Raw genomic sequence first — 13,222 nt, forward strand, 5'->3', positions numbered from 1 at the left:
ACCCTTCGCGCTGTCCAGCCCTGCGCAGGCATGGCTGGAGCCGCAGCGCCGGTAGGCAGCCGGCTCGTAGGCCGGCAGACCCTTCGCGCTGTCCAGCCCTGCGCAGGCATGGCTGGAGCCGCAGCGCCGGTAGGCAGCCGGCTCGTAGGCCGGCAGACCCTTCGCGCTGTCCAGCCCTGCGCAGGCATGGCTGGAGCCGCAGCGCCGGTAGGCAGCCGGCTCGTAGGCCGGCAGACCCTTCGCGCTGTCCAGCCCTGCGCAGGCATGGCTGGAGCCGCAGCGCTCAGCGGACCAGACCGCGGCGCGCGGCTTCCAGCGCGGCTTCGGCGCGGGAGGAGATGTCGAGCTTGCGGTAGATCTGCTTCACGTAATCGGCCACGGTGTGGCGCGACAAACCCAGCTGCAGCGCGATTTCCGGCAGGGTGTAGCCCTTGCCGACGCGTTGCAACACCTCGGTTTCGCGCTCGGTGAGAATGACTTCGGGCTCCTCCACCATGCCGTGCCGCGCCCTGGCCTGGGGGCTGAGGTGGTGCGTCAGATCGTGCGGGCCGGCCGGCGGCGTGCCGCCCGCGTCGGTCACGCGGCGGCCCCACTTCGTTTCGCCATCGGCTGTGCCCGATGCGTTCGAGGTACCTGCCTGGCCCTTGAGCGCGGCGAAATGCATCAGCATGCGCCGCGCCACCGAGGAGCTGAGCGGCGGCTCGCCTTCCTGGATGCGCCGCAACTGCGCCACCAGCTCGATTTCCGGCCGGTCTTTCAGCACATAGCCAAAAGCGCCGGCCTGCAGCGCGGGAAACAGGTGGGCGTCGTCGTCGAACATGGTGATGACCACGGCGCGCGCCTGCGGCTGGGCCGCGTGCAGCGTGCGCAACACGTCCAGGCCGCTGCCGTCGGGCAGACCGAAGTCGATGAGCGCCAGTTCGATGGTGCGGCTGCGAATCAGGCTTTCGGCCTGGGCGCGGGTGCTGGCTTCGCACACGGGAAGCTCGGGCAGCACCTGGCTCAGCAGGCGCGCCATGGCGGTGCGCGACTCGGCCAGGTCTTCGACGATCAGGGTGCAGCGTTGGGCTTGGGGCATGGGCTTGAATGGTGGCCTGGGAGCTCGGAGCGCTTACACAAACCGCATTCGAGATTTGTCAACCCGCATTGTAGGGATGATGCCGGCCCGCTCCACAACGCGCGCGCGTTGTGTGCGCGTTCCCCAACATCGGCCCGCCTTGGCCCGCTTGTCGCACGCATGTCGCACAATTGCGGCCATGTCGCCCAGCGTGGCGACGCCACTTTTGCCAGCTGACCTCCTTGATTCTCAAACAGCAGTTCTCGCCTCCCGACAACGTCCGCCTCGCCCATCTCTGCGGGCCACTGGACGAAAATCTGCGGCAAATCGAAATCGCCTTCGATATCGTCATCCGCCACCGCGAGCAGCGCTTCACGCTGGAAGGCACGCGGGCCCGCTCCGCGCAGGCGCTGCTGCAAGCCCTGTGGCTGCGCGCCGACAAGGCGCTGGGGCTGGAGGACATTCAGCTCGAACTCACCCAGGCCGCGCAAGGGCAGGAGCCGAACCTGGAGGCCGCGGCCGACGAGCCCGTGCTGCACACCCGCCGCCCCAATCTGCACGGGCGCACGCCGCGCCAGGCCGAGTACATCCGCAGCATCCTCGGCCACGACCTGGCCGTGGGCCTCGGCCCGGCCGGCACCGGCAAGACCTTCCTGGCCGTGGCCTGCGCGGTGGACGCGCTGGAGCGCAATGCGGTGGAGCGCCTGGTGCTGACGCGCCCGGCGGTGGAGGCCGGCGAGCGCCTGGGCTTCCTGCCTGGCGACCTGGCGCAGAAGATCGACCCCTATCTGCGCCCCTTGTACGACGCGCTCTACGACCTGCTGGGTTTCGAGAGCACGCAAAAGCTGTTCGAGCGCGGCACGATCGAGATCGCGCCGCTGGCCTTCATGCGGGGGCGCACGCTGAACAACGCCTTCATCATTCTGGACGAGGCGCAGAACACCACGCCGGAGCAGATGAAGATGTTCCTCACCCGCATCGGCTTCGGCTCGCGCGCCGTCATCACCGGCGACCTGAGCCAGGTGGATTTGCCGCGCGGCGCGCTCAGCGGGCTGACCCAGGCCGAGCGCATTCTGCAAGATGTGCGCGGCGTGGCCATCACCCGCTTCACCACGGTGGACGTGGTGCGCCATCCGCTGGTGGCGCGCATCGTGGAGGCTTATGAGCGGGCGGAGAGCCAAGCGCAGGGCGGAGCTGCGGCTGCGGCCGCGACTAAACCTGCGCAGCGCAAGCCGGCCCAGCGCGCCAAAACCGCCAACTGAAGCGCAACCGACATGCAAGCCCTGCGTACCGCCGCTCCGCTGCTGCAGCTGTCGGTGCAATTCGCCAGCGGCACGCACCGCAGCGCGCTGCCCCGCCACAAGCTGCAGCGCTGGGTGCGTGCCGCCTTGCGTTGCGGCCCGGCCAACGCCCGCCTGCGCAAGGCCAAGCCCGCGCCCATCGAACCCGCGCAAATCACGCTGCGCTTCGTCGACGCCGCAGAAGGCCGCGAACTCAACCGCGCCTACCGCGGCAAGGACTACGCCACCAATGTGCTGACCTTCGACTACCAGCCCTGGCCGCCCGCTGCCGACATCGTGCTGTGCGACGCCGTGATCGCGGGCGAAGCCGCCGAGCAGGGCAAAGACCTGGCCGCCCACTACGCCCACATGGTGGTGCACGGCGTGCTGCACGCGATGGGGTGGGACCACGAGCTGGAAGCCGACGCCGAGCGCATGGAAGCCACCGAGCGCGCGCTGTTGCTGACGCTGGGCATCGCCGATCCCTATGCCTGAGCAACGCCGCACCCTGCCCGACCACCCTGCGCATATCCGCCGCTGGCGGGCGCGCGTGCGCATCCTGCTCGGCGCCATCATCCTGCTCGCCTCCCTCGTCGGCGCGGCTTTCGGCGTCACCGCGCTGCCCTTGTTCAACGCCAGCCCGTTCATCCACCGCGCTGGGCAGCCCGGTCTGTTCCTGGCCTGTGTTGGCGGCTGGATCGGCCTGGGCGTCTGGGCCATCTGGAGCGGCCGGCGCCGCTTGTCGGAAGGAACCCGGCCCTGAAACCGAACCTTGCCGCCGCGCGCTGGCGCGGCCTGTCCGCCGCCCTGCTGGCCCTGTGGCTTGGCCTGGCGCTGGCGCAGACCTTCGGGCGGCCCAAGTTCGGCGCTTTCTCCATCCTCATTCTGGCCATCTTCATCGCCCTGCTGTGGCGCACACCGGCAAGCACGGCCATCGCCCGCGCCAAACGCGGCGCCTGGCTCGGGCTGCTGTTCGGCATCGGCTGGTTCGCCGGTGGGCTGTGGTGGCTCTACATCAGCATGGCGGTGTATGGCGGCATGCCGGCGCTGCTGGCGGGCGGGGCCGTGCTGCTGTTTTCAGCCTACCTCGCCATCTACCCGGCCCTGGCCTGCGCCCTGGCAGCGGCGCTGGCGCCGCCGGCCTCGCGCGAACCGTGGCACGCCGCACGCGGCGCTGGCGCGGCGCTGGCACTGGCCGCCGCCTGGACCCTGGCGGAAGTGCTGCGTGGCACGGTGTTCACCGGCTTTCCTTGGGCTGCGCTGGGCTATGCGCAGGTGGGCAACCCGCTGGCAGGCTACGCCCCCCTGCTCGGCATGTACGGTGTGGACTTCGCCGCCGCGCTGGCCGCCGCCCTGCTGGCGCTGCTCACCCAGGTGAGCGTGCGCGGCGCGGCGCTGGCGGTGGCGCTGCTGGTGCTGCTGACCGCGGCCGGCCAGCAACTGACCCACCAGCGCTGGACCCAGCCGATCGGCCAGCCCATCAGCGTGGCGCTGCTGCAGGGCAACGTGCCGCAGAGCGAGAAGTTCCAGCCCGAGCGCCTGGGGCCGACGCTGAACATGTACGGCGACTGGCTCTCCAGCCTGCGCGCCGACCTCATCGTCACGCCTGAAACCGGTGTGCCGGTGCTGCCCGAGGACCTGCCGCCGCACTACCTGAGCGCCATCACCGCGGCACTCAAGGCGCACCACGCCCAGGCGCTGCTGGGCATTCCGCTGACACGCGGCGCCAACCAGTACACCAACAGCATCCTCGGCCTCGGCGGCCCGGCCCCCTACCGCTATGACAAGGCGCATCTGGTGCCCTTCGGCGAATTCATTCCCTATGGTTTTCATTGGTTCGTGCGGCTGATGAACATGCCGCTGGGCGACTTCGCCCGCGGCACGCTGGACCAGCCGCCCTTCGTCGTGCATGGCGACAAGGTGGCGCCCACCATCTGCTACGAAGACCTGTTCGGCGAGCAGCTCGCGCAGCGCTTTCGCAACCCCGCGCATGCGCCCAACATCATCGCCAACCTCACCAATCTGGCCTGGTTCGGCGACACCATCGTGATTCCGCAGCATCTGGAAATCGCCCGCATGCGCTCGCTCGAATTCCAGCTCCCCACCATCCGCGCCACCAACACCGGCGCCACCGCCATCATCGGCGCCGACGGCCGCGTGCTGGCCATGCTGCAGCCCTTCACCGTGGGCGTGCTCGCCGGCCAGGTGCAAGGCTATGCCGGCACCACGCCCTTCGCCTGGATGGCCTCGCGCTGGAGCTACGCGCCCATCGTGCTGCTGTGCCTGCTGGCGCTGGGCGTGGCAACTCTGCTGGCACGCAAACGCATGCCGTGAAGTCGGCGCCAGGGCGCCGATCAAGCCCGCGGCTGACGGCAACGGCTTTCTTGCACGGCTTCCTACAATCTGCCGGTTTCCTGGTGCTTCCCATGCTCACCTTCCAACACATCATCCTCACGCTGCAAAACTATTGGGCGAACCAGGGCTGCGCCCTGCTGCAGCCCTACGACATGGAAGTGGGCGCGGGCACCAGCCACACCGCCACGTTCCTGCGCGCCATCGGCCCCGAACCGTGGAAGGCCGCCTACGTGCAGCCCAGCCGCCGGCCGAAAGACGGCCGCTACGGCGACAACCCCAACCGACTGCAGCACTATTACCAGTACCAGGTGGTGCTCAAGCCCGCGCCGGAGAACATTCTGGAGCTGTATCTCGGCAGCCTGGAGGCGCTGGGCTTCGACCTGAAGCAAAACGACATCCGCTTCGTCGAGGACGATTGGGAGAACCCCACCCTCGGCGCCTGGGGCCTGGGTTGGGAGGTGTGGCTCAACGGCATGGAAGTCACGCAGTTCACCTACTTTCAGCAGGTCGGCGGCCTGGAATGCAAGCCCATTACCGGCGAGATCACCTACGGCCTGGAGCGCCTCGCCATGTATCTGCAGGGCGTGCAAAGCGTGTACGACCTGGTGTGGACCGAAACCGAAGCGTCTGGAAGATCGACAGCCCCCACGAGCCCGCTGGCGGGCTCTGCCCCCCAAGGGGGTGAGAACACCTTGGGGCGGCCCGGCGGTGTTCTCGCTCGAACCCTGCTGAAGTACGGCGACGTGTTCCACCAGAACGAGGTCGAGCAGAGCACCTACAACTTCGAGCACAGCGACGTGGACTTCCTGCTGCTCGCCTTCGGCGCGCATGAAAAGCAGGCCAAGGCGCTGATGACGGCGCAGCTGGCGCTGCCCGCTTACGAGCAGGTGCTCAAGTGCGCGCACAGCTTCAACCTGCTGGACGCGCGTGGCGCCATTTCCGTCACCGAGCGCGCCGCTTACATCGGCCGCATCCGCAACCTGGCGCGCGGCGTGGCGCAGGAATATCTCGACAGCCGCGCCCGCCTGGGCTTCCCCATGGCGCCGAAAGCCTGGGCCGACGAGGTGATCGCGCAACTGGCGCAGAAAAAAGCGGCCTGATGGCCAGCATTCGCCTGATCGACCGCCTAAAATGTAGATACGCGTATCTACATTGAACGCGTCACCTTGGAGCAGCGCCATGGAATTGCACATCGCCAAATGGGGCAACAGCCTCGCCCTGCGCCTGCCGGCCAAGCTGGTGCGCGAACTCGGCGTGGCCGAAGGCAGCAGCCTGAGCACCCAGGAGCTTGGGCAGCGCCTGCTGGCGCTGCAGGAGAAGGACGCGCAGGGCGTGACCCAAACCCGCAAAGCTCTGGTCGATGCCTTGCGCGAACTGCACCAGCGCATGCCCATGACCCGCCCGGTGAGCAAGGACGAGCTGAGCCGCTACTGATGACACTCCCGCCTCAAGCCCGGCGCATCTATGTGGACAGCAGCGTCTGGATCGCCCTGCTGACACGCGAACCCAGCGCACAGCGGCTCGCGGATTGGATCGAGGTGCAATCCGGCGCGCTGCTCACCGCCTTGTGGACCCGGACAGAACTGGCCAGCGCGCTGAGCATCAAGAGCCGGCGCGGCGAATTCCAGCCCGAACTCACCGCCGACTTGTTGCAGCGCTACGCGCAATGGACACAGGCCGGAGTGCAGATGCTGCCGGTGGACAGCCAGGATTTCACGGATGCCGCGGCCCTGTGCGCGGATGCCCAAACCCGGCTGCGCGCGGGGGATGCCCTGCACCTGGTTGTCGCGCGCCGCAGCGGCGCCACCCATTTGCTGACCCTGGATCTCGACATGCAACGCAACGCCCCCGTGCTGGGGCTGGACTGGATTGACCTTGATGCCTGACGCTTCCAACCTTCTCGTCGAACTCTTCACCGAAGAACTCCCGCCCAAAGCCCTGCCCGCCTTGGGCCGGGCCTTTGCCGATGGGCTGGCCGACCGTCTCAAGGCCCAGGACCTGGCCGCGGTGGATGCCGTCGTCACACCCTACGCCAGCCCGCGGCGGCTGGCCGCGCACATCACCGGCGTGTGCCCGAAGGCGGCGGACAAGGCCGTGGCGCAAAAGCTCATGCCCGCATCCGTCGGCCTCGACGCCCGCGGCGCCCCCACCCCCGCGCTGCTGAAAAAACTCGGCGCCCTCGGGCTGGACGCCGCTGCCGTGCCACAACTGCGCCGCGAAGGCGAAGGCAAGGCCGAGACCCTGTTCATCGACACCGTCGCCGCGGGCAGCACCCTGGCCGCTGGCCTGCAAACAGCGTTGAACGAGACGCTGGCCAAACTGCCCATCCCCAAGGTCATGGCCTACCAGTTGCTGGATGGCTGGAGCACGGTGAAGTTCGTGCGCCCCGCCCATGGCTTGGTGGCGCTGCACGGCGCCAACGTGGTGCCGGTCGAGGCGCTGGGCCTGCAGTCCGGGCGCAGCACCCACGGCCACCGCTTCGAGGCGCAGATCGACCCCATCGTGCTACCCAACGCCGACAGCTACGCCACCACGCTGCGCGAGCAAGGCGCAGTCATTGCCAGCTTCGAGGAGCGCCGCGCCGAGATCGAGCGCCAGCTTCAAGCCGCCGCGGGCCAAGTGACCGATGCGGCCGGTGCGGGCCTGCGCCCGATCGACGACGCCGCGCTCCTCGACGAAGTCACCGCCCTGGTCGAACGCCCCAACGTGCTGCTCTGCCAGTTCGACCGCGCTTTCCTCGACGTGCCGCAGGAGTGCCTGATCCTGACGATGAAGGCCAACCAGAAATACTTTCCACTGCTCGACGCCGCGGGCAAGCTGACCAACCAGTTTCTGGTGGTGAGCAATATCCACCCCGCCGACCCCAGCGCCGTGATCGAAGGCAACGAACGCGTCGTGCGCCCGCGCCTGGCCGACGCGCAATTCTTCTTCAACCAGGACCGCAAGCGCACGCTGGAAAGCCGCGTGCCGGGGCTGGACAAGGTGGTGTATCACGCCAAACTCGGGTCGCAAGGCGAGAGGATGCAGCGGGTGCGGACGATCGCGCGCAGCATTGCGACGCAACTGGGCTGGCCTGCGGAACGCGTAAAACTTGTCGATCGCGCCGCGCTGCTGGCCAAAACCGACCTGCTCACCGACATGGTGGGCGAGTTCCCGGAGCTGCAAGGCATCATGGGGCGTTACTACGCCGCGCATGATGGTGAAAGCGCCCTCGTCGCCGAGGCTATCGAAGACCATTACAAACCTCGCTTCGCAGGCGATGAACTGCCGCGTAATGGCATCGGCATCGTTGTCGCTCTGGCAGACAAGCTAGAAACTCTCGTCGGCATGTTCGGCATTGGCAACCTACCTACTGGTGATAAAGACCCGTTTGCACTGCGTCGCCATGCACTCGGAGTTGTTCGCGTGCTCGCAGAAACCAGCACAAAACTTTCACAGCGCAACTTGTTGGAGCAGGCCGTTAACTCCTTCCCTGATGACCTCATCGACAAAAACCCCAAGACCGAGGGCGTGCCTCTTTGGAAAGTCCTTGACATCTTTTTGAACGAAAGAGCAGTGGGCTATTGGGCTGGATTCGGTCATCCAGAATCAAACATCGATGCCGTTTTGGATGTGTGCGATGACCCTTCTGACATGGGAAAGAGACTAGAAGCCGTGCGCGCCTTCTCTGCACTGCCCGAAGCGCAGGCGCTGGCGGCGGCGAACAAGCGCGTGGGCAATATTCTCAAGAAGTCCGAAACCTCGGTGGACGGCAAGGTGCTGACTGAAAACCAGCTGGTGGAGCCCGCCGAAATCGCGCTGGCGCAGGCACTCGCTGCCATTGCGCCGCAGGCCGACGCCGCTTATGCGCAAGGCGACTACACCTCCGCCCTGAAAGCACTGGCAGCGCTCAAAGACCCGGTGGACGCCTTCTTCGACACCGTGATGGTCAACGCCGACGACCCCGCCTTGCGTGCCAACCGGCTGGCGTTGTTGGCGCGGCTGCAGGCGGCGATGAACCGCGTGGCCGATCTGTCGCGCCTCGCGTCCTGAGCATCTGCGGGACAATGCTGGCATGAAACTCATCATCCTCGACCGCGACGGCGTCATCAACGAAGACCGCGACGACTTCATCAAGTCGCCCGACGAATGGGTGCCCATTGCGGGCAGCCTGGACGCCATCGCGCGGCTGCACCGCGAGGGCTGGCGCGTGGTGGTGGCGAGCAACCAGTCGGGCATTGGCCGGGGGCTGTTCGACATGGCCACGCTCAACGCCATTCACCTCAAGATGAACAAGGCGCTGGCGGCGGTGGGCGGGCGCATCGACGCCATCTTTTTCTGTCCGCACGCGCCCGAAGACCACTGCCATTGCCGCAAGCCCAAGCCCGGCATGTTCCAGGACATCGCCACGCGCTACGGGCTCGACGACCTGTCCGGCGTGCCCGCCGTGGGCGACACGCTGCGCGACCTGCAAGCCGCACAGTCGCTGGGCTGCAGCCTGCATCTGGTGCGCAGCGGCAAGGGCGGGCGCACGCTGGCGAGCGAAACCCTGCCCGAGGGTGCGCTGGCGCACGACAACCTGGCCGCCTTCGCCACCTGGCTGCTGGCGGAACCGGTGAAGGTCGCGGCATGACGTTGCCAGCCCCCGCAGACGCGCACCCGCCCGCGCCGTCGACACCCCAGTCACCCCAGCAACCGCAGACGCCGCAGCAACCCGCCAGCCCGGCACAGTCTCCCATCACCTTCACGCTCTGGCTGCGCTCGGCGGCCTACATGGCCTGGCTGATCGTCACGGTCATTCCCATCGGCACGGCTGCGGTGCTCATGTCCATCGCCGTGCGCGGCACGCCGCTGTACCGCCTGTGCATGGTCTGGGTGAAACTGTCGCTCTGGGGTGCGCGCGTCATTTGCGGCATGCAGCCACGCGTGCAGGGCATGGAGCATTTGCCCGACGGCCCGCTCATCCTGCTGGTCAAACACCAGTCCGCCTGGGAGACCCTGGCGCTGCCGGTGATGATGCCGCGGCCCTTGAGTTTCGTCTTCAAGCGCGAACTGCTCTACGTGCCCTTTTTCGGCTGGGCGCTGGGCCGGCTGGACATGGTGCACATCGACCGCGGCCGTCCCACGGAGGCCTTCTCCAGGGTGGGAAAACAGGGCGCCGCGCTGTTGGAGCGCGGCAACTGGATCATCATGTTTCCCGAAGGCACGCGCACCGAGCGCGGCACCCAGGGCAAGTACCGACTCGGCGGCACCAAGCTGGCGGTGGCCACCGGCGCGCCGGTGGTGCCCATTGCCGTGACCTCCGGACGCTGCTGGCCGCGCCAGGCTTTCATCAAGCGCCCGGGCATCATCGACCTGTCCATCGGCAAGCCCATTGCCTCGGTGGGCCGCACCCCGGCCGACCTGATGGCCGAAGTGGAAACCTGGATCGAGGCCGAGATGCACCGGCTCGACCCGCAGGCCTACGCCGCGAGCGTGCAACAAAGCTGACCCGCATGCAGAACAAGACCGAGCCCAGCCGCCAACTCAGCCTGTTCGAAGGGGTGGATCTGGCCATTCTCGCCATCGAGCCGCCCAGCATCCAGCCGCCCGCCACGCGGCCGCAACGGCCGCGCCCTTCGGGTGAAGTGCCCGCGCCGCTGGCAACACCCCTCGCACCGGGTGTGGCGCCACCTCTCGTATCCCAGCCGGCGCCACCGTCCGCACCGCCCCGCATCGCGCCACCGCAAGAGCCGACACCGCCCGCGACGCGGCGCTACGACGACGGCACGCACCGCTTCGACTACACCTTGCGCCGCGCCAGCCGCCGCTCCATCGGCATTCGCATCGACGACCAGGGCATCGTCGTCAGCGCCCCGCGCTGGGTGGCCTTGGGCCAAGTGCAAAGCGCGCTGGCCGACAAAGCCGCCTGGGTGGTGCGCCAGCATGGCCTGCGCGAGCAGCGCCACCGCGCGCAACAAGCCACGCGCATCGACTGGCGCGAAGGCGGCCGCCTGCCCTACCTTGGCCGCACCCTCACCCTGCGCCTGGGCGCCGACGGCAGCACCGCGCGCCTGCAGGACGACGCCGGCGAACTGCATCTCCCGCTGCCTGCCGACAGCGACGCCCGCCGCGTGCGCGACACCGCCCAGGCCTGGCTGCAGCGCGAAGCCATGGCCCTGTTCCAGCAGCGCACCGCGCATTTCGCGCAGCGACTCGGCGTGGTGGTGCGCGCCATCAAGCTCACCTCGGCCTCCACCCGCTGGGGCAGCGCCACCGCCTGCGGCACGCTGCGCCTGCACTGGCGCCTGCTGCATTTCTCGCCCGCCATCGTCGATTACGTCGTCGCCCACGAAGTGGCGCACCTGCGCGAAATGAACCACAGCCCGCGCTTCTGGCAAACCGTGGGCGGGCTGTTCCCCGAGTGGCAGACCGCCCGCAGCGAACTGCGCCACAGCCTGCTGCCCCCCTGGGAGTGAGGTTGCGGCGGCCTGGATACCGCCGGTTCATTCCCCATCAAACCAGGCCTTGCAGCAAGACCCGGGCGCCGAAGCCGGCCAGCGCCACGGCCGACAAGCGCCGCTGCGCCATGCGGCAGGCGATGCTACAAACAGCGGGGCGTGCCGCACAGCGGCGCAGCGTCCATTCCCCTCCATCGAACCCATCAACCCATACTCATCATGCAAATCCTCCACACCATGCTGCGCGTCGGCGACATGCAGCGCTCCATCGACTTCTACACCCGCGTGCTCGGCATGAAGCTGCTGCGCACCACCGAGCGCCCCGAGCAGAAGTACAGCCTGGCTTTCGTCGGCTACGCCGCCAACCCGGAGCAGGCCGAAATCGAGCTGACCTACAACCATGGCGTCGACCATTACGAGCTGGGCAGCGCCTATGGCCACATCGCCCTCGGGGTGGGCGACGTTTACGCCGCCTGCGAGCGCATCAAGGCCGCTGGCGGCAAGGTCACGCGCGAAGCCGGGCCGGTTGCGGGCGGCAGCACCGTCATCGCCTTCGTGCAAGACCCGGACGGCTACAAGATCGAGCTGATCCAGCGCGGCACGCACTCTTGATGTTTCCCCAATCCGGGACAGTCTGAACCCCTCCCCACCCCTCCCCATGCATGGGGAGGGGGAGCTTTGCGCGTCGCTTCGAGTCTGTTGCCAATTCCGGAACTCTCTCAAGGAAACGCAGGGCCGCCCCAAGCTTCCTTGACCCCCACGGGGGGGCGGGCCGGCGAGCCGACCCTGGGGGCGCTCAATAGGGCCGCCGGGCGCCTGCCCACGCCAGACCCGCCCTATCCAATCGCGGGTGCGAGCACCCTCAGTTCCTGCTCAGTCCATGCTCAGGACTGGCTAATGCCAAGCCTCGACACTCCTTCCCAGCCGCAAACGGTTTGCGGTGTGCCGGCTCCAGCCGGCACCCCTATCCAGCAAGGAGTTTCATCATGGCAACAACCCGTACCCTCATCGCATCCGCCCTGCTCGCCGTTGGCGTGCTCACAGCCGCGGCCTCCGCCTATGCCTTCGACGGCCAGCATTACAGCAAAGACGCCAAGGTCACGCTGGAGCAGGCGCGCGCCACCGCGCTCAAGCAAATCCCCAACGGCACCGTTGCCGACGAGGAACTGGAGAAGGAAAAAGGCGGCACCGGCCTGCGCTACTCGTTCGACATCAAGGCCGGCAACGCCACCCATGAAGTCGGCATCGACGCCCAAACCGGCGCCGTGCTGGAGAACAGCGTCGAAGGCGCGAACGCGGACTGAGCGGGCTGCCTTCATGGCCCCATCCGGGCGGCGCCGATGCCGCCCGGATGCCTATGATGGGCGCATGCTCCAAAGCCTGCGCCCATGAATTCCCCACCCACGGCAAGCGCCCGCAACCGGCGTCTTGACGCACTCGAGCCCCATCATCCGCGCGGCTTCAAACCCCTTGCGGGCCTGCGGGTGCTGAGCCTGGCGCTCAACCTGCCTGGCCCGGCAGCCCTCGCCAGGTTGCACGCCCTGGGGGTCGAAGCGCGCAAGATCGAACCCCCCGCCGGCGACCCGATGCGGGCCATGTGCCCGCCGCTGTATCGCGCCATGCACCGTGGCGTCGCGGTGCGCACACTCGATCTCAAGACCCCGGCGGGACAGGACGCCTTGCAGCAGGAACTGCGCGATGCGGACCTGCTGCTGACCTCGTTCCGCCCGGCCGCGCTGCAACGCCTGGGGCTGGGCAAGCGCCACCTGCAACGCAACCATCCCGCGCTTGCGTCCGTGGCCCTCGTCGGCCAAACCGGGCGTGGCGCCAACCTTCCCGGCCACGACCTCACCTATCAGGCCCAAGCCGGGCTGATTGACGCTGCGCGCCTGCCGCCCACGCTGCTGGCCGACATGACCGGCGCCTTGCTCGCGGTGGAGGCCGCCATGGGGGCGTTGATGCAAGCCGCGGCGCGCCGCGGCGGCGGGACCACACGCAATGCATCGCCCGCCGCGCCTGGCGTGCCTGGCGCGCACTTGCAAGTGGCCTTGGCCGATGCCGCCAGCTTCGCCGCCCTGCCCCACGGCGCCGGCCTCACCCTGGCCGGCGGC

The 13,222-nt window shown here is 68.2% G+C and carries 15 protein-coding genes; 14 read left to right on the forward strand and 1 reads right to left on the reverse strand.

Annotated elements, in window-relative coordinates; translation table 11 throughout:
- Positions 1-283: 283 nt before the first annotated feature.
- Positions 284-1,078 carry a response regulator gene (locus ACYCUK_RS20280; RefSeq protein ID WP_461596455.1) on the reverse strand — a complete coding sequence of 265 codons (795 nt, stop codon included), beginning with the start codon at positions 1,076-1,078 and terminating at the stop codon, positions 284-286.
- Between the two features lie 221 nt (positions 1,079-1,299).
- Here ACYCUK_RS20280 and ACYCUK_RS20285 point away from each other — a divergent pair, with 221 nt between their 5' ends.
- From ACYCUK_RS20285 to ACYCUK_RS20350, 14 genes are all read left to right on the forward strand, one after another.
- Positions 1,300-2,319: a PhoH family protein gene (locus ACYCUK_RS20285; protein WP_461596456.1), complete on the forward strand. Its 1,020-nt coding sequence runs from the start codon at positions 1,300-1,302 to the stop codon at positions 2,317-2,319.
- A gap of 12 nt (positions 2,320-2,331) precedes the next feature.
- Entirely contained in the window at positions 2,332-2,832 is a 501-nt protein-coding gene (ybeY, locus tag ACYCUK_RS20290; protein WP_461596457.1) for an rRNA maturation RNase YbeY, read from the forward strand.
- The gene (locus ACYCUK_RS20295) at positions 2,825-3,100 is read left to right on the forward strand and encodes a hypothetical protein (protein WP_461596458.1); all 276 of its coding nucleotides are present in this window, start codon (positions 2,825-2,827) and stop codon (positions 3,098-3,100) included. Before ybeY ends, ACYCUK_RS20295 begins: the two co-directional genes overlap by 8 nt.
- 32 nt (positions 3,101-3,132) lie before the next feature.
- On the forward strand, positions 3,133-4,671 hold the full coding sequence (gene lnt / locus ACYCUK_RS20300) for an apolipoprotein N-acyltransferase (protein WP_461596468.1): 1,539 nt from the start codon (positions 3,133-3,135) through the stop codon (positions 4,669-4,671).
- A gap of 92 nt (positions 4,672-4,763) precedes the next feature.
- On the forward strand, positions 4,764-5,792 hold the full coding sequence (glyQ, locus tag ACYCUK_RS20305; protein WP_461596459.1) for a glycine--tRNA ligase subunit alpha: 1,029 nt from the start codon (positions 4,764-4,766) through the stop codon (positions 5,790-5,792).
- Between the two features lie 79 nt (positions 5,793-5,871).
- Positions 5,872-6,126 (forward strand): AbrB/MazE/SpoVT family DNA-binding domain-containing protein, encoded by a 255-nt coding sequence (locus tag ACYCUK_RS20310; protein ID WP_461596460.1) that lies wholly within the window; start codon positions 5,872-5,874, stop codon positions 6,124-6,126.
- Positions 6,126-6,578 carry a type II toxin-antitoxin system VapC family toxin gene (locus tag ACYCUK_RS20315; RefSeq protein ID WP_461596461.1) on the forward strand — a complete coding sequence of 151 codons (453 nt, stop codon included), beginning with the start codon at positions 6,126-6,128 and terminating at the stop codon, positions 6,576-6,578. The genes ACYCUK_RS20310 and ACYCUK_RS20315 overlap by 1 nt, the downstream gene beginning before the upstream one ends.
- A complete protein-coding gene (gene glyS / locus ACYCUK_RS20320) occupies positions 6,571-8,724 on the forward strand; it encodes a glycine--tRNA ligase subunit beta (protein ID WP_461596462.1) in 2,154 nt (717 codons plus the stop codon). Before ACYCUK_RS20315 ends, glyS begins: the two co-directional genes overlap by 8 nt.
- Before the next feature lie 22 nt (positions 8,725-8,746).
- Positions 8,747-9,304: a D-glycero-beta-D-manno-heptose 1,7-bisphosphate 7-phosphatase gene (gene gmhB, locus ACYCUK_RS20325; RefSeq protein WP_461596463.1), complete on the forward strand. Its 558-nt coding sequence runs from the start codon at positions 8,747-8,749 to the stop codon at positions 9,302-9,304.
- Between the two features lie 140 nt (positions 9,305-9,444).
- Complete coding sequence (locus ACYCUK_RS20330) at positions 9,445-10,161, forward strand: lysophospholipid acyltransferase family protein (RefSeq protein ID WP_461596469.1); 717 nt, start codon at positions 9,445-9,447, stop codon at positions 10,159-10,161.
- 5 nt (positions 10,162-10,166) lie between these two features.
- Complete coding sequence (locus ACYCUK_RS20335; protein ID WP_461596464.1) at positions 10,167-11,129, forward strand: M48 family metallopeptidase; 963 nt, start codon at positions 10,167-10,169, stop codon at positions 11,127-11,129.
- Between the two features lie 201 nt (positions 11,130-11,330).
- Positions 11,331-11,723, forward strand: coding sequence for a lactoylglutathione lyase (gene gloA, locus ACYCUK_RS20340; protein ID WP_461596465.1), 393 nt, complete (start codon positions 11,331-11,333; stop codon positions 11,721-11,723).
- Positions 11,724-12,097: 374 nt separating this feature from the next.
- Positions 12,098-12,415 (forward strand): PepSY domain-containing protein, encoded by a 318-nt coding sequence (locus ACYCUK_RS20345; RefSeq protein ID WP_461596466.1) that lies wholly within the window; start codon positions 12,098-12,100, stop codon positions 12,413-12,415.
- Between the two features lie 84 nt (positions 12,416-12,499).
- Positions 12,500-13,222 (forward strand): CoA transferase (locus ACYCUK_RS20350; RefSeq protein ID WP_461596467.1); only part of this gene is annotated, 723 nt, incomplete at its 3' end.

The sequence above is a fragment of the Thiomonas sp. genome (assembly GCF_054608695.1).